The organism is Gottfriedia sp. S16(2024), assembly GCF_050473765.1.
Classification (GTDB): domain Bacteria; phylum Bacillota; class Bacilli; order Bacillales; family Bacillaceae_G; genus Gottfriedia.
The window spans coordinates 796,963-816,718 of the sequence record NZ_JBFLUO010000001.1 but is presented as its reverse complement, the minus strand read 5'-3'; the positions used below and the strand labels follow the sequence as shown (position 1 = coordinate 816,718).

Annotated in this window: 18 protein-coding genes and 1 other annotated feature; of the genes, 11 read left to right on the top strand and 7 right to left on the bottom strand. The window is 31.4% G+C overall.

The window, feature by feature from the left end:
* Entirely contained in the window at nt 1-486 is a 486-nt protein-coding gene (locus AB1282_RS03860) for an RNA polymerase sigma factor (RefSeq protein ID WP_029715399.1), read from the bottom strand.
* A gap of 945 nt (nt 487-1,431) precedes the next feature.
* On the opposite strand from AB1282_RS03860, the gene AB1282_RS03855 reads away from it, so the two are divergent.
* Nucleotides 1,432-1,668, top strand: coding sequence for a GNAT family N-acetyltransferase (locus AB1282_RS03855; protein ID WP_429898500.1), 237 nt, complete (start codon nt 1,432-1,434; stop codon nt 1,666-1,668).
* Nucleotides 1,640-1,996, top strand: coding sequence for a GNAT family N-acetyltransferase (locus tag AB1282_RS03850; RefSeq protein ID WP_429898499.1), 357 nt, complete (start codon nt 1,640-1,642; stop codon nt 1,994-1,996). The genes AB1282_RS03855 and AB1282_RS03850 overlap by 29 nt, the downstream gene beginning before the upstream one ends.
* 95 nt (nt 1,997-2,091) lie before the next feature.
* On the opposite strand, the gene AB1282_RS03845 is transcribed toward AB1282_RS03850, so the two are convergent.
* Nucleotides 2,092-3,387, bottom strand: a complete 1,296-nt coding sequence (locus tag AB1282_RS03845) for a polysaccharide deacetylase family protein (RefSeq protein WP_056476305.1) — start codon at nt 3,385-3,387, stop codon at nt 2,092-2,094.
* Nucleotides 3,388-3,960: 573 nt separating this feature from the next.
* On the opposite strand from AB1282_RS03845, the gene AB1282_RS03840 reads away from it, so the two are divergent.
* The 5 genes from AB1282_RS03840 (at nt 3,961) to AB1282_RS03820 (ending at nt 9,216) form a co-directional block, all read left to right on the top strand.
* The gene (locus tag AB1282_RS03840) at nt 3,961-4,716 is read left to right on the top strand and encodes a DUF2087 domain-containing protein (protein ID WP_429898498.1); all 756 of its coding nucleotides are present in this window, start codon (nt 3,961-3,963) and stop codon (nt 4,714-4,716) included.
* Nucleotides 4,717-4,736: 20 nt separating this feature from the next.
* Nucleotides 4,737-5,105, top strand: a complete 369-nt coding sequence (locus AB1282_RS03835; protein ID WP_056476431.1) for a GIY-YIG nuclease family protein — start codon at nt 4,737-4,739, stop codon at nt 5,103-5,105.
* Nucleotides 5,106-5,164: 59 nt separating this feature from the next.
* The gene (locus AB1282_RS03830) at nt 5,165-6,493 is read left to right on the top strand and encodes an MATE family efflux transporter (RefSeq protein ID WP_429901060.1); all 1,329 of its coding nucleotides are present in this window, start codon (nt 5,165-5,167) and stop codon (nt 6,491-6,493) included.
* Nucleotides 6,494-6,789: 296 nt separating this feature from the next.
* Nucleotides 6,790-8,121, top strand: coding sequence for a cytochrome ubiquinol oxidase subunit I (locus AB1282_RS03825; RefSeq protein WP_429898497.1), 1,332 nt, complete (start codon nt 6,790-6,792; stop codon nt 8,119-8,121).
* 78 nt (nt 8,122-8,199) lie between these two features.
* On the top strand, nt 8,200-9,216 hold the full coding sequence (locus AB1282_RS03820; RefSeq protein ID WP_056476315.1) for a cytochrome d ubiquinol oxidase subunit II: 1,017 nt from the start codon (nt 8,200-8,202) through the stop codon (nt 9,214-9,216).
* 363 nt (nt 9,217-9,579) lie between these two features.
* Here AB1282_RS03820 and AB1282_RS03815 read toward each other — a convergent pair whose 3' ends face one another.
* Genes AB1282_RS03815 through AB1282_RS03805 form a run of 3 tightly spaced genes read right to left on the bottom strand, consistent with a single transcriptional unit; the run spans nt 9,580 to nt 11,681 of the window.
* Nucleotides 9,580-10,233 carry an amino acid ABC transporter ATP-binding protein gene (locus AB1282_RS03815; RefSeq protein ID WP_429898496.1) on the bottom strand — a complete coding sequence of 218 codons (654 nt, stop codon included), beginning with the start codon at nt 10,231-10,233 and terminating at the stop codon, nt 9,580-9,582.
* Nucleotides 10,234-10,246: 13 nt separating this feature from the next.
* A complete protein-coding gene (locus AB1282_RS03810) occupies nt 10,247-10,888 on the bottom strand; it encodes an amino acid ABC transporter permease (RefSeq protein ID WP_056476320.1) in 642 nt (213 codons plus the stop codon).
* Between the two features lie 16 nt (nt 10,889-10,904).
* The gene (locus tag AB1282_RS03805; protein WP_429898495.1) at nt 10,905-11,681 is read right to left on the bottom strand and encodes an amino acid ABC transporter substrate-binding protein; all 777 of its coding nucleotides are present in this window, start codon (nt 11,679-11,681) and stop codon (nt 10,905-10,907) included.
* Between the two features lie 65 nt (nt 11,682-11,746).
* Nucleotides 11,747-12,008: a binding site (T-box leader), on the bottom strand.
* Nucleotides 12,009-13,151: 1,143 nt separating this feature from the next.
* On the opposite strand from AB1282_RS03805, the gene AB1282_RS03800 reads away from it, so the two are divergent.
* From AB1282_RS03800 to AB1282_RS03790, 3 genes are all read left to right on the top strand, one after another.
* Nucleotides 13,152-14,033 (top strand): radical SAM/SPASM domain-containing protein, encoded by an 882-nt coding sequence (locus tag AB1282_RS03800; protein ID WP_429898494.1) that lies wholly within the window; start codon nt 13,152-13,154, stop codon nt 14,031-14,033.
* 133 nt (nt 14,034-14,166) lie between these two features.
* Nucleotides 14,167-14,781, top strand: coding sequence for an acetate uptake transporter (locus AB1282_RS03795; RefSeq protein ID WP_056476328.1), 615 nt, complete (start codon nt 14,167-14,169; stop codon nt 14,779-14,781).
* Nucleotides 14,782-14,950: 169 nt separating this feature from the next.
* The gene (locus tag AB1282_RS03790) at nt 14,951-15,586 is read left to right on the top strand and encodes an FMN-dependent NADH-azoreductase (RefSeq protein ID WP_056476331.1); all 636 of its coding nucleotides are present in this window, start codon (nt 14,951-14,953) and stop codon (nt 15,584-15,586) included.
* Between the two features lie 60 nt (nt 15,587-15,646).
* On the opposite strand, the gene AB1282_RS03785 is transcribed toward AB1282_RS03790, so the two are convergent.
* Both AB1282_RS03785 and AB1282_RS03780 read right to left on the bottom strand, forming a co-directional pair.
* The gene (locus AB1282_RS03785) at nt 15,647-16,873 is read right to left on the bottom strand and encodes a sensor histidine kinase (protein ID WP_056476334.1); all 1,227 of its coding nucleotides are present in this window, start codon (nt 16,871-16,873) and stop codon (nt 15,647-15,649) included.
* A gap of 188 nt (nt 16,874-17,061) precedes the next feature.
* Complete coding sequence (locus AB1282_RS03780) at nt 17,062-18,207, bottom strand: metallophosphoesterase (RefSeq protein WP_429898493.1); 1,146 nt, start codon at nt 18,205-18,207, stop codon at nt 17,062-17,064.
* A 233-nt stretch (nt 18,208-18,440) separates the two neighbouring features.
* Between AB1282_RS03780 and AB1282_RS03775 the strand changes: the two genes are divergently transcribed.
* Nucleotides 18,441-19,715, top strand: coding sequence for an ATP-binding protein (locus AB1282_RS03775; RefSeq protein WP_429898492.1), 1,275 nt, complete (start codon nt 18,441-18,443; stop codon nt 19,713-19,715).
* Nucleotides 19,716-19,756 lie beyond the last annotated feature (41 nt).

The window sequence follows — 19,756 nt, the reverse complement described above, 5'->3', positions numbered from 1 at the left end:
TCATTTCATTTTAATCCGGAGTATTTCTAAAGCTTTATATAAACGAGTTTTTATTGTATTTGGACTCTCCTGTAAAATTTCAGCAACTTCTTCAATCTTTAAGTCTTCGAAATACCTGAGGACAATTACAGCCCGATATTTAGTTGGTAAAGATTCTAATGATCTTTCTAAATCAATATCTGTATAATTATCATCCTGTCCTGAAGAATATAACTCAATTGTTTCTTCATCCATTACAGTTACTTTTTTTTGTTTTCTTAAAAAATCTAATGATGTATTTACTACAATTCTATAAAACCAACTTTTTAAAGATTGTTCATTTTTTAATTTATCTTTTGAGGAAATGGCTTTATGAATAGAATCTTGTAATATATCCACCGCATCTTCTGAATTTTTAACGTAGCTATAAGCTAACCGATAAAAATCGTCTTTATTATTAATAATAAAATCTACAAGTTCCTTTTCTAAGTTAGATTTCCCCTTCATTTAAAGACTCCTTTTTTGAGATACGTATCTAAGAAGGTACACATTATAAAAGACGTATACCTATTCGAAAAAGTTTTATAAAAAGTAAAAAATATTTTAGGAAATTTTTACTAATAATCATCCACACAGTTTAGTGGAAATTTGGCCTAAATTAGTAGTATACAGATGGCATACCTATTCGTAAACAAACTATAGACAATTAATCAAAAAAAAGAGCCAAGGAGTACTCCTGTTCCAACCAACTGGCGTTTTAAAGTATAAAAAGAACCAAAACAAAAAAAGCAAGAATCTTAAAATCTTGCTCTTTTACGCGCTGTTGAAAAACAACCTTGTCAATTAAATTCCCAAATTTTCGTAAAGGGAGTTTAGTGATGTTGATTTCCACTACGGGATGCTCGCTTTCCATGGGGCGGGACCTGAGCCTCCTCGGCAAGCCTGTGGGGTCTCAGCCTTCCCGCTTATCCCATAGGAGTCGAGCACCCTTTTTGTTCCAATCAACTTATTCATCAAAAAAAGTCTGCGAAAAATCCTAATCAAATAGCCTTTACTTGGAGTAAACTAACAGATGTTTATTAATCAGTTTGTAAGTCAATTGAGATTGAACATCAACTTATAAACCAATCATTTAAAACTATATACTTAAAATTGTTGAAACATTTTTACATTTAATATCGTTAATTAAAATTAAAAAAATGAATTTTAACATCAATAATGTTCCACTGAATTTTGATTTCCTTATAGACCGTTTTATATTTCAACACTTTGCAAAAATGCAAGAATCCCAAAATCTTGCTCTTTTATAATCGTTTTATTTGAAATTGTCTATAGAAATACGAACCAAACAGCTTTTTTCTATGATAGCTATTTATTTACATATTGAGATTATAGATAATGAAATAAGAGTCTACAAACTGTACTAATCTTACTAATTTAGTTGGAGGATATATGATTAAAGAACACTATAGTTTTAACCCATTTCCAAAAATAAACACGAACCGATTAGTTTTAAGACAAATGAATAATGAAGATCAATATGAAATATTTGCATTACGTTCAAATAAAAAAGTGTCCCAATATATTAACAGACCGATTGCAAAAGAAGTTGATGAAGCACTTCAATATATAAAAATGATTAATGAAGGAATTAAACGTAATGATTGGGTTCTTTGGGGAAACTTTTAAAGAAAGTGATCAATTAATTGGTACAATATGCTTGTGGAATTTTTCGGTTGAGCAAAAAAAAGGGGAAGTAGGATATGAACTTTCACCAGAGCTTCAAGGAAAAGGAATCATGCAAGAGGCAGTAAAAGCAGTGTTAGCATATGGATTTAATACACTTGAATTACAAGTCATTGAAGGAATTGTTCAGTCAGAAAATCAAAAATCAATCCAAATTTTAGAGAGAAATAAATTTATTAATAAAGGCTTAGTAAATAGGGAATCGACTAATGAAGAAGACATACAATCATGCATTTTTGAGTTAACGAATGGAAGGTATTACGCTAAATAGAATCGAATGGAACTTTTATTTTTTATGTAATAAAGGATTTTAAAGTTTAAACAAACGTTTGAATAAAAAAATAGTCGCTAATAGCGACTATTTTTTTAATTTAAACTTACAATTTTTAAATTTTTTGATTGAAGAAATTCAATAATTTGTGGTAAAGCATCTAAAGAAGGTTTAGTTTCGTGAAGTAGAATGATACTTCCAGATTCAGTGTGGCTTTTAACGTAATTTATTATTGTATTTGTATTGCGGTTCTTCCAGTCCTCAGTATCTTTATCCCATAAAACCATTTTAAATTGATGTTTTTGCATTAATTCAATAGTTGCTTGATTTTTTGCGCCATATGGTGGTCTGAAGAGGGTTGTTTCTTGTTTTGTAATATTTTTTATTAAGTTATTTGTTCTAACCAGATCATCTTCTTGATTTTTATAAGATAGTTTTATGAAGTCATCGTGGTGCATGGAGTGGCTTCCAACTGAGTACCCGTTAGAATATGCATATTGTACATTTTCAGGATATCTTACAACGTTATCTCCGATGTAGAAAAAAGTACCGCCAACTTTATATTTTTTTAAAACATTTACTATTTCCTTCGAATACTTTGAGGGACCGTCATCAAAAGTAATGGCTACACTACCTTGTGGGATACTATAGTTAACTACATTGTTTAATTTTACAGTCGGATAAATTGATTGAACAGGTTTATTAGGTTCTTGCTTAATTGCATATCTAACATCTGGTTCATTTGTGTGCACATTCGGTTGAGATACGTTTTTAATAGCAGTTTTATTTGGATCTTGTTTATCCTGATTGGGTTTTATTTGTTTCTCCGGAGTTTTTATCGTTTGTGCCTTTGAAACACTTTCAGCTTTTGCTGGTTTTTTTCCGCAAAATAAAGATTCTGATTTACAAGTTTGACTCTTATAAGCTATTAAACTAATCGATAGAATACTAATAGCAGCAACAGTAAGCCAACCATAAAGTTTATATCGTTTCGAATTAGCCTTTTCTTTTTTGGAACTGGATCGACTAATTGATAAATAAGGTAGATCAATTAAAATCCTAAGATCCTTCATATTTTTTATGGAATGAAGTTGAAGATGGAACTCTTCTGAACACGAAAAGTAGATTTTTTCACTCTCATTATTGTTTGATTTAGTTACAAAACTAGTAAACTGATTTTTATCCTCTTCCCAAGTACTACATAAAGAAAGGCTAAACTTATAGTTTTCATCAAAAATAATTTTTGATTTCATAAGATTGGCCGTTTCGTTGTCAATTTCCCAATGAAGTTCTATTTCTTGATTAAATAATAGTTTAATATGCAAAAAGGATTTTTCGAATTTTTGTTCGATTGATAAAAGCTCAATAAGTTTTTCATTGTAAATTGACATAACTTCCCCCTATCTTATAAAGAAATCACCCATTTGCGTTTATTTTAAGACATTTAAGACTGACCTAAATAGATATCTTTTGTCATGATTATTTCTACTGTCTACCTTAAAATATATTAGTCTATAAGGAAAATAATAAGTAAAGATTTTCCCTATTGAGAACAGGTTTTTTATTTACATTAAAATATGTCGAATATTAAATTTACCTTACATTTTAATTGTAAAGTACTGTAAGAAATTGTCAATTGAAGATTTGAAATTAGTCCCTTTGGAATAAAAGAATATGGTTGAAAAGAATAGAAAGTACTGTTTAATAAATTCTAACCAATTGAAATGACGACTCGTTAGGAAGAAAGTACCTTTAAGACGCTTTTTTTGTAAATTATGAGTTCAAACATCGTAAGAGGTCTTTTGAAGTATCTTTTTTTATTAAATATGTAAGTACAAACAACTTGAGTTATTGTTTAGTAAAATTGACATTTTACAAACAATAACATATTATGTTTGTAAATGAGTAAACATTTTATAAAATTGTTTAGTAAATAATAAACAAAAAAGGGTTGTGTTTGTTAAATGGAAAATTTAGATGTTTTTTGGAATGCCGATATAGAAGAATTAAAACAAGGATATATCGAAGAGGAAAATCATTATTTATGTTTACTCTGTAATAAAAGAATTGAAAAAGGAATTATTTATCAAGATTCAGGAACTTTATATGAAGCCGAAAAATACATGAAAGTTCATATAGAACAAAGTCATGACTCCGTTTTCGATTATTTAATCCAACTTGATAAAAAGTTAACAGGATTAACAGAACATCAAAACCATCTTTTACGTCTTTTTTATCAAGGTAAGAGTGATACAGATATTCAAAAAGAAACTGGTGTCGGTAGCGCCTCTACGATTAGGAATCATCGCTTTGTTTTAAAGGAAAAAGAAAGACAAGCAAAATTATTTCTTGTCATGATGGAGCTTTTAAAGGAAAAGGATCAACATGCGCCAAGTTTTTTACCACTTCATAAAACAGCAAAAATGGTCGATGAGCGCTATAACATTACTGAGGATGAAATGGAAAAAAACTTAAAAAAATACTTTCCAGAAGGCATAAATGGGCCTTTGAAAAAATTTCCATTGAAGGAAAAACAAAAGCTTGTTGTTCTGAGAGAAATCGTTAAAAGATTTTCGCCAAATAAGACATATACAGAAAAAGAAATAAATGAAGTACTGATAGCTATTTATCCTGATTATGTCGTATTAAGAAGATACTTAGTTGAATATGGCTTTATAGATCGAAAGTCGGATGGAAGTAGTTATTGGTTAAGAGCTTAGTAAAAGAAAGGTTGGTAAAAATGAGTAGAAAAAAAGAATTAAAAATGCAATATAAAGAAACGAAAGTGCAAGCAGGTATTTATCAAATTAAAAACATAGTAAATCAAAAAATATTTATAGTAAGCACTAAAAATTTAAAAACGATTAATGGAAAGAAATTTGAATTAGAGGCAGGGTCTTGTACAAATAAAATTCTTCAACAAGAATGGAATGAATTTGGTAAAGAGTCATTTATATTTGAAGAATTAGAAATTTTAAAGGAAGAAGACATTAGTCCATTAGGTATCAAAGGAGATCTAAAGAGACTCGAGGAAAAATGGTTAGAAAAACTTCAACCTTATGGTGAAAGAGGATATAACTCAGACAGTAGCAAGGGTGATCAAACTTGATTACATCAGAGATTAATCCTCGGGAGCAAAAAAAAGTAAAATTTACTTTATTACGCCCTATGATTATGTTTCTAATTCCATTACTTTTAAGTAATATTATGCAGTCAATCGGTCAGGTTATTAGCATGATTATAGTAGGAAAATGGTTAGGGGAAAATGCTTTAGCTGCAATTTCAGCATTCTTTCCAATATTTTTCTTCTTAGTATCATTTATTATTGGAATTGGTTCTGGTAGTTCAATTTTAATCGGTCAGGCACATGGTGCAAAGCTTGAAGAAAGAGTAAAAGCTATTGTTGGTACGACTCTTACTTTTACTCTTTTCCTCGCTGTAGTGCTTGCGATAATCGGTAATATTTTTATTGAAAAACTTTTGAGATTAATAGGAACTCCTGAAAATATACTTCATGTTAGTACCCATTATGCTTCCATTTTATTTTGGTCGATTCCCGTGCTATTTATCTATATGGTTTATACAACTTTAATGAGAGGTATTGGGGACTCGAAAACACCGTTTTATTTTCTTATATTAAGTACAGTTTTAAATGTTGCACTTTTACCACCATTAGTATTTGGTTGGGTAGGCATACCGAAACTAGGAATTTATGGGGCAGCTTATGCATCAATAGGCTCAACGATTGTAACATGTATAGTTCTATTCATATACTTACACAAAACGAATCATCCTCTACGAATTGATGCTTCAGTGAGAAATTATTTGAAGATGGATCCTGAACTTTTAAAACTAATATTAAAATTAGGTATTCCAACGAGTATTAATATGGTATTTCTTTCGATTTCAGAGATTGCCGTTATTTCTTTTGTTAATCAATATGGATCAGATGCGACTGCATCCTATGGGGTAGTAAATCAGCTAGTAAGTTATGTTCAGATGCCATCGATTTGTATTGGAATCGCAGTATCAATTTTTGCCGCTCAGTCAATAGGAGCAAATCAGGTTGATCGATTAAACCAAGTTATTAAAATAGGATTATTCCTTAACTATGTGTTAGGTGGCGTAGTAGTATTACTCACTTATCTTTTCTCAAAGCCTATTCTAAACTTATTTCTAACGAATGATAGTACTGTACAAATAGCGAATAGTTTATTGATGATTACGTTATGGGGATATTTAATACTCGGACATTCATTTATTTTATCATCTACAATGCGTGCAAGTGGAGCAGTACTGTGGCCAACGCTCATGAGTATATTCGTAATATGGTGTATTGAAGTGCCTGTAGCCTATCTTTTATCTCATTACACGAGTCTTGGAATGAAAGGAATTTGGGTAGGATATCCGGCAGCCTTTATAGTTGGTCTTGGATTAAACTATTTATATTATAAATTTTCATGGAGAAAGAAACGTATAGTCCGTTTAGTAAATTAAATTTAATTTCTTAAGAAGGTTGATAAGCGATTGCAATTAGCCTAAAAAATCAAAGAAACATTGTCTAAACACTACAACCACAGGGTTATCCTTGTGGTTTTTGTTTTACTATTCACTTTGTTTGGACTTAAGAATCCCCGTATACCTTTATTGTTATAGGAACATACTTTTATAGATACTAATAAAAATGCAATTTTACTGATTGTGTTCATAAAAACGTAACATTATCGGTCATTTGATTAGAATAATTAATTCCATTGGACAATAAGATATTACATTATAGGGGGCGATTTCAGATGGAGTTGGATAATGTCACACTCAGTAGATTACTAACAAGTATGACACTAATATTTCACATTATTTTTGCAACAATTGGTGTAGGAATACCCTTAATGATCGCAATTGCAGAAGGGTTAGGAATCTTAAAAAAAGATCCACATTACACGCTTATGGCAAGAAGATGGGCCAGAGGTTACACAATTACCGTTGCAGTGGGAGTAGTAACTGGTACTTGTATTGGGCTACAACTATCCTTATTGTGGCCGAGCTTTATGAGAATTGCGGGTCAAGCAATTAGTTTTCCATTGTTTATGGAAACATTCGCTTTCTTTTTTGAAGCGATATTCCTAGGGATCTATTTATATACTTGGGATCGTTTTAAAAAGCCTATTTATCATTGGTTGATCATTTTACCTGTAATATTAGGTTCAACTTTGTCGGCATTTTTTATCACTACGGTAAATGCATTTATGAATACACCACAAGGATTTACTTTGAAAAATGGAATAATTAAAACCGTCGATCCAATTGCAGCAATGTTTAATCCAGCTGCTCCTTCTAAAACTTTACATGTAATTGTTACTGCATATGTCGCATCCGCTCTTATATTAACGTCAATCGCCGCTATTCAATTATTAAGAGGAAAGAATACGGAGTACACACGAAAAGGGCTTCGATTAGCAGCAACACTAGGATTAATTTTTGCCATTTTAACAGGTATTACAGGAGATGTTTCAGCAAAATTCCTAGCTAGATACCAACCGGAAAAACTAGCAGCAATTGAATGGCATTTTGAGACAGAAAGAGGGGCAGATTTTGTCTTATTCGGAACGCTAGATGATAAAACACATGAAGTAAAATATGAAATTCGAATTCCTAAACTGCTAAGCTTTTTATCTTTCTCAGATTTTAATGCACCAGTAACTGGATTAAATGAATTTCCAAAAGATGAGTGGCCACCTTTGTTCATACATTATTTATTTGATATAAAGATGACCTTTGTTGGCTTAATTATATCGATGACCTTCATATTTGTTGTGTTTTCTATTAAGAAGAAAAATTGGATGCATAATAAGTGGCTTTTACGTGGACTAGCGCTGACTGGACCATTAGCGATGATTAATATCGAACTTGGATGGATGATTGCCGAAATTGGCCGCCAACCATGGATATTAAGAGGATATATGAAGGTTTCAGAAGGAGCCACAACTGCCAAAGGACTAGGCGGTATGTTTTGGTTATTTTTTGTATTGTATGTATTTTTAGGAGTCTTTTGTACAATCGTTATTCGAAAAATGTTCATTCATAATCCACCCGAAGATGAACTTAAATATCGTTTAAAAAAATAGGCTCTGTTTAAAATTCTATCAAAGCTTGAATGAGTATTACTGGAATTTGAACAAAGCCAATGAATAGGAGGGTGAGCATTGAATATTGAGTTATTAGGAATAGTCGTTTTATGGATATTTCTATATGGATATATCATCATTGCATCAATTGACTTCGGTGCTGGATTCTTTGCTTATTTTGGAAAAGTAACGAAAAAAGATCACTTAATAAACAATTTAATTAGTAGATATTTATCTCCTGTTTGGGAAATAACGAATGTATTTTTTGTGTTTTTCTTTGTTGGCATTATAGGTTTCTTTCCTAGTGTTGCATTTTACTATGGAACGGCCCTTTTAATTCCAGGAAGTATTTCACTAGTCCTATTAGCCATTAGAGGCTCGTTTTATGCCTTTTCTAACTATGGTTCCAAGGAAAACAAAGTATATTTATTCTTATATGGAGCGACTGGCCTGCTGATCCCCGCTTCACTTTGTACGGTTCTGACCATTTCGGGAGGAGGGTATATAGTCGAAAAAAACGGAGTCATTCAATTTTTAGCTAAAAATTTATTAACAAGTCTATACTCGTGGAGTGTTGTAATCATTGCTATCATCTCAGTTTTATATATTAGCGCGACATTTTTAACCTATTACGCAAGTAAAGCGAAGGATGAAAGTGCCCTAGAAATTTTAAGACAATATGCTTTATTTTGGACTGTGCCAACGATCTTATCAAGCTTTCTTGTATTTGTAGGATTAAGAGATAACAATGTTAGATTTTATGAAAATATAGTTAATCATTATTGGTGGATGTTTTTATTATCACTAATTTGTTTTCTAATAGCATCATCATTAATTTTGCTAAAACGAAATTACGGAACAGCCTTTATATTTGTTATGCTCCAATTTTTCTTCGCATTTTTCGGCTATGGAGCAGCGCACATGCCATATATATTAGATCCATATATTACGATCTACAATGGATACACGAATCAAACATCCGGTACTATGCTAGTAACTGTATTTGTCTTAGGGTTACTACTGTTAGTTCCATCGCTATTGTTTTTATTTAAACTATTTTTATTTGATGCCGAATATGTTCAAGGCAAAAAGTAAAGTGGGTGAGATGAAATGCACTCTTCTAATAAACATGAAAAGCGGCTTGTGCTTTTATGTTTTATTGTAGCTTTAATAATGGGATTATCTTTTATTAGTAAGTTTTTTCATTGAATAATGTGTAGAGGGAGGCGTCAATAATATTGTGGCGTCTTTTTTTTTATTGTGACTTTAGTTAAATAGGCTGGAACTGAATTAAGGATGAGATTGTATATAAACTGTACAAAACTGCAATTAAAAAAGTCAAAACTGCAAATAAAAAAGGTGAATCTGCAATTAACATGCTAAATTCACCTGAAATTCCGTTCATATTATTTAGTTTTATAGAAAAAAGGGTAAATTTAAGCCTAGTTTCCGCTAAAATCACGCACTTTCTAAAACTTTTCCTTCTTTTACAAGCAGCGTACGAGTCGAAACATTACTTGCAAATTCCATATCATGCGTAATGACAAGGATGCTCATTCCGTCTTTTGCTAATTTTTTCATAATCTCAGCAATTCCGTTCGTTAGTTCAGGATCTAGTGCTGAAGTAGGTTCATCAAAACAAAGAATTTTTGGCTGAAGTGCACACGCTCTAGCAATCGCTACACGTTGCTGTTGACCGCCTGATAATTCATCTGGTAATGAATTTGCTTTGTCACTTAGACCAACTTGTTCTAACAAATCCATGGCTCTCTTTGTAGCTTCTTCTTTATTCATACTTAGTACTAGAATTGGAGCTTCAATAATGTTTTCAATTACTGTTTTGTGAGGAAATAAATTATAGTTTTGAAAAACGAGTCCAACGTTTTTTCTTACTTTTAAAAGATCTTTTTTAGATTTAATCATTTGGCCATCAATTTCAATTGATCCGCCATCGAAGCTTTCTAAACCATTAATACAACGAAGTATAGTCGTTTTACCAGCTCCTGATTGTCCTAATAGAGTAACGATTTCTCCTTTATTAACTTTAAAAGAGACTTCATTTAATACGGTTTGTTTATTAAATTGTTTAGTTAAGTTATTTACTTTTAACATTTTAAGTCTCTCCTTATTTATAATATGAATATCGATTTTCTAATCGTTTAAATAAATTAGTTAATATTGCTGTTAGTAGTAGATAAATAATACCAACAAAAACAAGAGGAAGTAGTGATGCGCTAGTATTAGATGCTATTTTTGCTACTCGAAGCATATCATCAAGTCCAACTACATATACAAGAGCTGAATCTTTTACTAGAGTAATTACTTCGTTTGAAACAGGAGGTAAAACTTTTTTAGTCATTTGAGGCAGAATAATTCTTTTAAATGTTTGACTGCGACTCAAGCCTAAAACCTCTGCTGCTTCATATTGACCTTTATCAACTGATTGGATACCAGCTCTGAATATTTCCCCAAAATAAGCTGCGTAATTAAGTACAAATGCAATAATAACTGTTGTAAAACGGTCAAAGACAATTCCGACTAATGGTAAACCAAAAAAGATAAAGATTAATTGTAAAAGTAGAGGTGTACCACGCATTAATAAAATATAAGAACTAATAATTGATTTGATTGCTGTAATATTCGAAAGTCTACCAAGTGCAATGATGATTCCAAGTGGAATTGCTAACGCTAGAGTTATTAAGAAAACCTCTAGCGTTATTTTTAATCCATCAAGCATGGAAGGTAATAAAGATGTAATTTGATCCATGATCGTAAGCTCCTTTTTATTTCAATGTACCGAACCATTTTTTATAAATTTTGTCGTAAGTACCATCTTTTTTCATGGCACCAATTTGATTGTTAATTTTTTTTAGTAAAGCAGTGTCATCTTTACTAACGCCAACTCCATACTCTTCTTCGCCAAAGTTATCTTTTAAAATTTTGTATTTGTTTTGGCCTCGTTTGTTCATGTAATATCTAGCTAATGTTTCATCTGCTACAACTACATCAACACGCTTTGATTCTAAGTCCATTAAAGCTTGGTTGTTATTTTCATATAATACAGGTTTACTACCGTTAAACGAATTTACTAATTTTTTATCTTTATTAACTGCATCTAAAGAACTTGATCCTTCTTGAATCCCAACATTTTTACCTTTTAAATCTGCTTTTGTTTTTATATTTGAATTTGCTAGGGTAATAATAACTTGTCTATTTTTTAAATATGCATCTGAGAAATTTACTTTTTTCTTACGCTCATCTGTAATTGAATAGCCGTTCCAAATTGCATCAATATTTCCCGATTTTAATTCAGTCTCTTTCATTGACCAATCAATTGGTTGGAAAGTTACTTTCATATTTTCACGTTTAAATACTTCTTTTGCTAAATCAATATCAAAACCTACAACTTTTCCTTTATCATCTTTAAAACCCATTGGTACAAAAGTATCATCTAATCCAACGACTACTTCGTTTGCATTTCGTTTTTCTTTTCCACAACCAGTTACAACTAATATTGAAATCATACAAATGATTATTGCTGACATTAATTTCTTATTCATTTTACTCTCTCCCTTAAAATATTCTTGAAAAACAAAAAACTCCCGCCCTCTAGCTATATGAATAGCTAGAGGACGGGAGTAATACTCACGTGGTTCCACCTCTATTTTATTGATACCTCACGATACCAACCTCTTCAAGTGCAGCAATTAAGCTATACTCTAGCACGATAACGGGTGCAGGGAATCCGGAAACAGTCTACTACCAAAAAGGGGTTCGGTGCTCAGCTCAGAGATGTGTTCAAAATATTGTCTTACGCCCCTCGCACCAACCGGGAACTCTCTGTTTAAGAACTTAATACTTTTACTATTTCTCATCAATGCTTTTAAGATTTAATTTTCAAATATGTTAAATACTGCAGGTTTTTTAAATTCAAACTAGTTTGTTTTGCGATGAACAAATAATATTACAGATTACAAACAACTGTCAACAAATTTTATTTATAAAAACTTTGATTTTGTCAAAACTTGGGTAGGAAATTTCTCGGGAAATATGGAAAATTGTCGATTTAATGCTGATAAAACTGATTGGGATTGTAAAATATTATCAATTCATAAAAATAACATATACTTTATAAAATTCGATTGAAAAGTATGATAAATGTTAATTAAGAGCGAGCGGGAAATCATTCGTGCTTGGCAACTAAATGAGCAGAGATGGTTTTATCTGAGTAAATCAAAGAAGTAGTCCATGCGGAGCAAAAGCATAGGAAAGAACGAGTGCTCTAACACTCGTTCTAGGTAATTGAATAAGCTGAGATGGTTTTATCTAGTTATATCATAGGAAGTAGCCCATGCAAGACCAAAGCATAGGGGCTATTTCTTTTTTGTAGCGTTAATAATACTAACTATCAATTGGATCAACGTAAAGACAAAGGTCATTGTGATGATAATTTCTATATATTTAACAAAAAATTCATGCGCTCAAAGTATATCTAAAGAATCATATGATATAATAAACATATATTAAAAAAGAACTAGTGCTATAGCACTCATTCTAGGTAATTGAATAAGCTGAGATGGTTTTATCTAGTTATATCATAAGAAGTAGCCCATGCCCGGTCAAAGCATAGGGGCTATTTCTTTTTTGTTGCGTTAATAATACTAACTACTAATTGAATCAATGCAACGACAAAGGTCATTGCGATGAAGATTAGAGTAAGTATTTCAAGTGTTTGCATTGGCATCACCACCTTTCTACAAAAATGCGTAGAAAAGAAGATAAAACCAATTCCCCTATGCTATTCAATTTGCCTAGTTTTATTATAATAAAATAACTATAATCAAACTGTAGTTGTAATTATAAAATTTAAACAATTTCATGAAGTTTTAGAATGATTACAATTCTGTTCGGTTGGTAAAAATTGAACAGAGTGTTGAAATATTAATATCTTAAAAATTATTGTATGATAGGATTGTAGTTTTTTTAGAGCGAAATATGTGGATATAGATAAATTAAAGTAGGAGAGTAGAATGAGAAAATTTAAGAAAGTTTATATAGAAATTACAAATATATGTAATTTGAAGTGTAATTTTTGTCCGAGCCCAACGTTGGAGAGACCGTTGAAGTTTTTGGACGAGAAAGCATTTACTCATGTTGTAAATACGGTTAAACCTTATACGGATCATATTTATTTTCACTTGATGGGTGAGCCGTTTTTAAATACAAAGCTTGGTAGATTTTTGGATATTAGTCACGAAAATGGTTTGAAGGTTAACTTAACAACGAATGGTACGTTAATTAATAAAGTAAAGGACTTATTAATTGAATCTAAAGGTTTAAGACAAATCAATTTTTCACTTCATAGTTTTGAGGCGAATGATTTAACGAAGGATTTGCACGATTACGTTGAAAATATTACGAATTTCATTAATGAAGCGAATGAAAAAAGCGATATGATTTGTGCAATTAGGCTTTGGAATATGGATAGTGAAGAGTTAAGAGCAAGTAATTCATTGAATATTGATATATTAAATTTACTTGAAGAAAAACTAAACTTAGACTTTTCTTTAAGTGAGAGACTTCAAGAAACACATAATATTAAACTGCGCGATAAAATTTATTTAAATATGGCTGAAAAGTTCCAATGGCCTGATATGGGTAACGATATCATCGACGAAAATGTATTCTGCTATGGTTTAAGAGATCAAATCGGAGTATTAGTAGATGGAACGGTTGTACCATGTTGTTTAGATAGTGAAGGTAAGATTCCATTAGGGAATATTTATGAGACATCACTAGAAGATATTTTAAATTCTGAACGTGCAAGAGCGATTTATGATGGTTTCTCAAGACGATGTGCAGTGGAAGAATTATGCAAAAGATGCGGTTATGCAAAACGACATAAAAAGTAATTTTTGGTAAAAAGCGCTTTCTTTTTAAAAGAAAGTGCTTTCTTTTTTAAAAGCGAAAAAAAGCTATATTAATCCTCGGAATTTTATTGTAGTATAGTTTAGTCTGTTTAAAATTTTAGGAGGATTTACATCAATGAAAGACGTACAACAAATTAAAATAACTACTGCAGATCCATCTGCAATTGGTTTATTCGGTTTAGCGATGGTAACGCTTGTTGCCTCAACACAAAAATTAGGAATTACTGATGGTGTTTCATTAATTTTACCGTGGGCGATTTTTTTAGGTGCTATTGCACAATTATTTGCGAGTATTCAGGATTTTAAACATAATAATGTTTTTGGAGCAACTGCATTTGGAGCATATGCTTTCTTTTGGTTAGCTGTTGGTACTACTTGGTTAATTCAATTAGGTGTTTTTGGAGAAGCATTAATGAAAGCAGCCGATGTAAAACAACTTGGTTTTGCTTTTGTAGGATATTTAATCTTTTCAATTTTTATGACAATCGGTGCAATGGAAACTCATAAAGTATTATTTATTATTTTTGTATTAATTGATTGTTTATTTATTGGATTATCATTAAGCACTTTAGGCTTTATGGAAGAAGCTACACATACTTTTGCTGCATATAGTGAATTAGGAATTGCAATTATGTCATTTTATGGATCGGCTGCAGCTGTATTAAATAGTCACTTTGGAAGAGAATTTTTACCTGTAGGGAAACCTTTTGGGATTTTTAAAGCAAAATAATTAATATCAAGTTTTCGGACTTTGACTATAAAAAAAACCTTTACCATTAGAGTAAAGGTTTTTTTTTATAAATATTTGTATTGTTTGGTTAGTAATGACAGATGATAATATCGTGCTTCTTATAAGGTAAAGATAGTTTGGACATTTAATTTGAAAGGTGGAAATTCGTTTGACAACACTATTGTATATCACAGCACATCCACACGATAAGTCTACTTCATATAGTATGGCGGTTGGTGATGCATTTATCGAGAGTTATAAAGCTGCACATCCTAATGACCAAGTAGTACATATTGACCTTTATAATGAAAAGATTCCTCATATTGATGCTGAAGTGTTTGCAGGTTGGGGAAAACTTCAATCTGGAGGATCTTTTGATACACTTTCTTCAGGTGAGCAATCAAAAGTAGGAAGATTAAATGAGATTGTAACCCAATTTGCTGAAGCAGATAAATATGTCTTTGTAACACCTTTATGGAACTTTTTATTCCCTCCAATTATGAAAAACTATATTGATGCGATTTGCGTTGCTGGTAAAACTTTTAAATATACTTCTAATGGCCCTCAAGGATTATTAGGTGGTAAAAAAGCCTTGCATATCCAGGCACGTGGTGGAGTTTATTCAGAAGGTCCAGCAGCAGGTCTTGAAATGGGACATCGCTATATTGGAGTGATTATGAGCTTCTTAGGTGTTCAAGATTTTAATGGAATCTTTGTAGAAGGTCAAAATCAATTCCCGGACCGAGCACAAGAAATTAAAGAGCAAGCAATTCAAAAAGCTAAAGAAACTGCAAAAGACTTTTAAATTGCAACAAAAAAACTCACACTATTGTGAGTTTTTTTTGCGGAAAATGTTGGTTTTTCTTCATTCATTGTCATATTGCCAAATCGGTAAATAAATTCGGAATATGGATCCTTCGTTTTCCTTACTACTTACTTTAATTTTACCTTTAAATTTTTCAATGATATTAAAGCAGACGGTTAACCCAATTCCTGTGCCTCTTTCTTTTAGTGAGTAGAAGGGAGTGCCGAGCTTTTCAATGGTTTCTTGAGACATTCCAATTCCTGTGTCTATGATTTCAATTAGTGCATATTCATTTTCTGGTAAGAGATTGATCGTTATAAAACCGGCATCATGCATTGATTCGATTGCATTTTTCATCAAGTTAACGAGAACTTGTTTAAATTCAATCGGATTTATTTTCGTATGAAGTATTTGAGTTAAGTTTAAATGGAAACCGATGCATTGGCTATTTGCCATCGAGGCAAGTAAATCAGTTACATTTACTATTTCTTTATTTACTTCTACGACTTGTAGCGTTTCAGTTTGAGGTTTGGCTAGTGATAAATAATCATTAATAATAATTTGAGCGTATTCTAATTCTTTTAGCATCGTATCGACATAGTATTTTTCGTCTGGGCTCATTGTTTTTGTTTTTTGAAAAAGTTGTGCAAAACCTTTTACGACAGTAATTGGATTACGAATTTCATGTGCAATTGTTGCAGCTAGTTGACCAATCGAATTTAATTGTTTTGCTTGTTGTATTTCCTTGTAATTGGCTTCTAAAGCTATGACCTTCGTCTCTGTTTGTAAAAATACAAATAAGAGTATTAATTGAATTGATAGGAACTCCAATATATTGCCGACAGGGTCTAATGCTATATAAGAATATTTTTCTTTTAGATTGGTGAATGTGATTAGTAATACAAAAGTAGGACCAATTAGTATATTAAATGCCCAACCGATATAAAATGCTATTCGATTATATAAAAAGATCGTAAAAATTGGGATGATTGCTACAAAACTATACATTGTTGATGTGTCTGGGTACGTCCAAAATTTAATATACACATATAGTGAAGAAATGGTCGTAAATAATACTTTTGAAAATGTGTTATCTTTTTTAACAAAATTAAATAAGGCAAAAATAACAATGAACATTAAGATAACTTGAGTAATAAGTTCAAATGGATGATCCTTAAAAGTTAAAGGAGAAAGTGTAATTCCTACTAGTAATAAAGAAGTAAGTGAAGCCATAAAAAAAATATAAATTCGACGGCTCCTTTTGTTGTAGTACTCTGTATTTTTCATGATTCAATCTCCGTTCTGAAAAGAAACTCTCAATAATATTTTACACTTTTCAGAAAACTATTTATAGATAAATTATGACATTAATAAAAAAGAGACCAAAAAATGTTTTTTGGTCTTTTCAATATGTATACAAAGTCCTATAAACTTGAGTTTCAGACTGATTGCAAGCGTTTGGCGGGCAGTCTGAATTAATTAGAAAATGAAACAGTAATCGTAACAATCTCAGAAGGGTTACCTGTTCGAATAGGAGGTCCCCAAGTTCCAAACCCTGATGAAACGACAAAGTGTGAGCGTTCTTTTTGTAAATAGCCCCAATCAACTTCATATAGTCGACGGGTAATTAAGTGATTTGGCATAAATTGGCCGCGATGCGTATGGCCAGACACTTGTAAGTCTACGCCTAATTGAGTTGGAATTTCTAAATGATAGGGCTGATGATCAAGTAAGATAATTGGTTTTGTATGATCGATTTCTTCAAGTAGTTCATGTAAATCTAGACGCTTTTTACTTGCAAGATCTTTACGACCAACAATATAGAAATTGTGATCAACTAGTTCTTTCTCATCTAATAAAATATGAATACCAGCATCCTTTAAATGCTCTACAAGTAAATCTAAATGTCCACCGTAATAATCATGATTACCAGGGACCGCGTATGTTCCAATTTTTGGCTTTAACTTTTTCAATGTTTGGATCATATTTTCCTCAACAAAAGGAGTAATATCTTCATCAATAATATCCCCAGCAATTAAGACTAAATCAGGAGCAAGCTTATTAATCTTTTCAACAAGAAACTCTAATCTTTTATTCGTGACTAATGTGCTTAAATGTAAATCCGAAACTAGTACAATTGATAGTTCTTTATACTTTTCATTTGTTTTTTCAACATTGATGTCATAATGAACAATCTGTGTGTCTAGTGCACTTTTTCTACCTTTTGCGATAAGGATTGTGACACATAATATAACGATTGTTCCAAGTATCACAGTTATACTACTTGTTTTGAGAGGGGTAAATTCTTTTAAAATCAGTCCAATCAAATCAGCAACGATGACAAAGAAAATTAAATAATAAAAGATGGCTAACCAGTATGCTCCAATTTTATGGACCGGTTTAAAGAATGAAGTAGGAAGCTTACTCTTTAAAACTCTTGAAAGAATGTACGCAAAAGTTATTAACAGAAATACGATCCAATAGATTGTTTTTATTGTTGGATTCGTCCACCTACTTAGCAATGCATTAATATAAATCCATCCATTAAGACCTATGTAAAAATTAATTAAGAAAAAGAAAATCATAACGAAAATAATATTTAAGACTATTCTTTTATTCATAGTGATCCCTTTCATACGGTAGTGGTAAGGTACTTCTAGTATAAATGTTTAAACTTATAAACGCACCTAATTCACTGTCTAAAAAAGTGAAAAATAGCATAAAAATATTAATCGACAGAAAATCAAAAATGGTGTTATTTGGTAGGGGAAAATAAAGGATTTTTGGAAGTTTTGTCGTATTAATTTTAGGATAATATTATTTCGAAAATTTCGAATCTAGTGAGGATAAAAACGTGTTAATCGAAAAACTTTTGCTACATGTTTTAATCATATTAAGTCCAATATTAATATACAGTATTATCTTTGAAAGGCATGGCTATAAAGATAAAATTTATCTTTTTGGTATGTTTCAGGCTGTAGCAGGTTTTTTTTGCATGGCCTTTCCATATCCAGCATATGGATTGTTTTGGGATTTAAGATATATTCCACTAACAATTGCGTTTCTTTATTGCGGCTATCGCTGGGGAATCGTGACTTTTTTAGCAATCTTATTAGCTAGAATAATTTTAGGTGGAGACGCTATTATTTTTGGTATGATCAGTATTACCTTATCCTCACTAGGGTCTTTAATTTTATATAAATGGTTTTGGACATTTAAGCCTAAACAGAGAATACTTGCAACAGCTCTTATTAGCTTATGGCCAGCTTTAGTTCAACTAGGAATCTTATTTACTTTTTTATTCGTAAATAAGATTAGTTTTAAAAGCGATTACAGACTATTTGGGTTAGTTCTGATCTTTATTGTAATAGAGTTAGTCGCAATTACTTTAGGAGCAAAACTGATTGAAACACTAATTGAAAACAAAATACTGCATAAAGAAATCCAAAGAGCTGAGAAACTTAATACGCTAAGTGAAATGGCAGCTTCTATTGCCCACGAAGTTAGGAATCCACTTACAGTTGTTAAAGGTTTCCTACAATTAATGCAAGAAAGCAAAGACAATCAATCGATGGAATATTTGCCACTAGTATTAAGCGAATTAGGTAGAGCAGAAGGAATCATTAATGATTATCTAAACTTTGCCAAACCACAATTTGAAAAAGTGGAAACGTTTAGTTTAAAGCAATGCGTTTCAGATGTAGTCACCTTATTAGTTCCTTTAGCATTAAAGCAAAATGTTAAATTAAAAGGTGATACAGAAGTTGAAACATTTATAAATACAGATAAAAACCAATTTAAACAAGCATTAATAAACCTAATTAAAAACGCAATTGAGGCAACTAGCTCGGGTGGATTTGTACATACGAAGCTCCACGAGGAAAAAGATAAAACGGTCATTACGATTAGAGATAATGGAAAAGGAATGACGAAAGAACAGCTTTCACGTATTGGTACACTTTTCTATTCAACTAAAGAAAAGGGAACTGGCGTCGGAACAACTGTATCTGTTCGAATCATTGAAGCAATGAATGGAACAATCACTTTCGAGAGTAGCGTTGATGACGGAACAAAAGTAACGATTAAACTACCAAAAGTTGAGCCTAAGGATCCTATAGTGAATGGATAATTATTTAGCCTTGAATGGGAAATGAAAAAACGCTTAGAGTT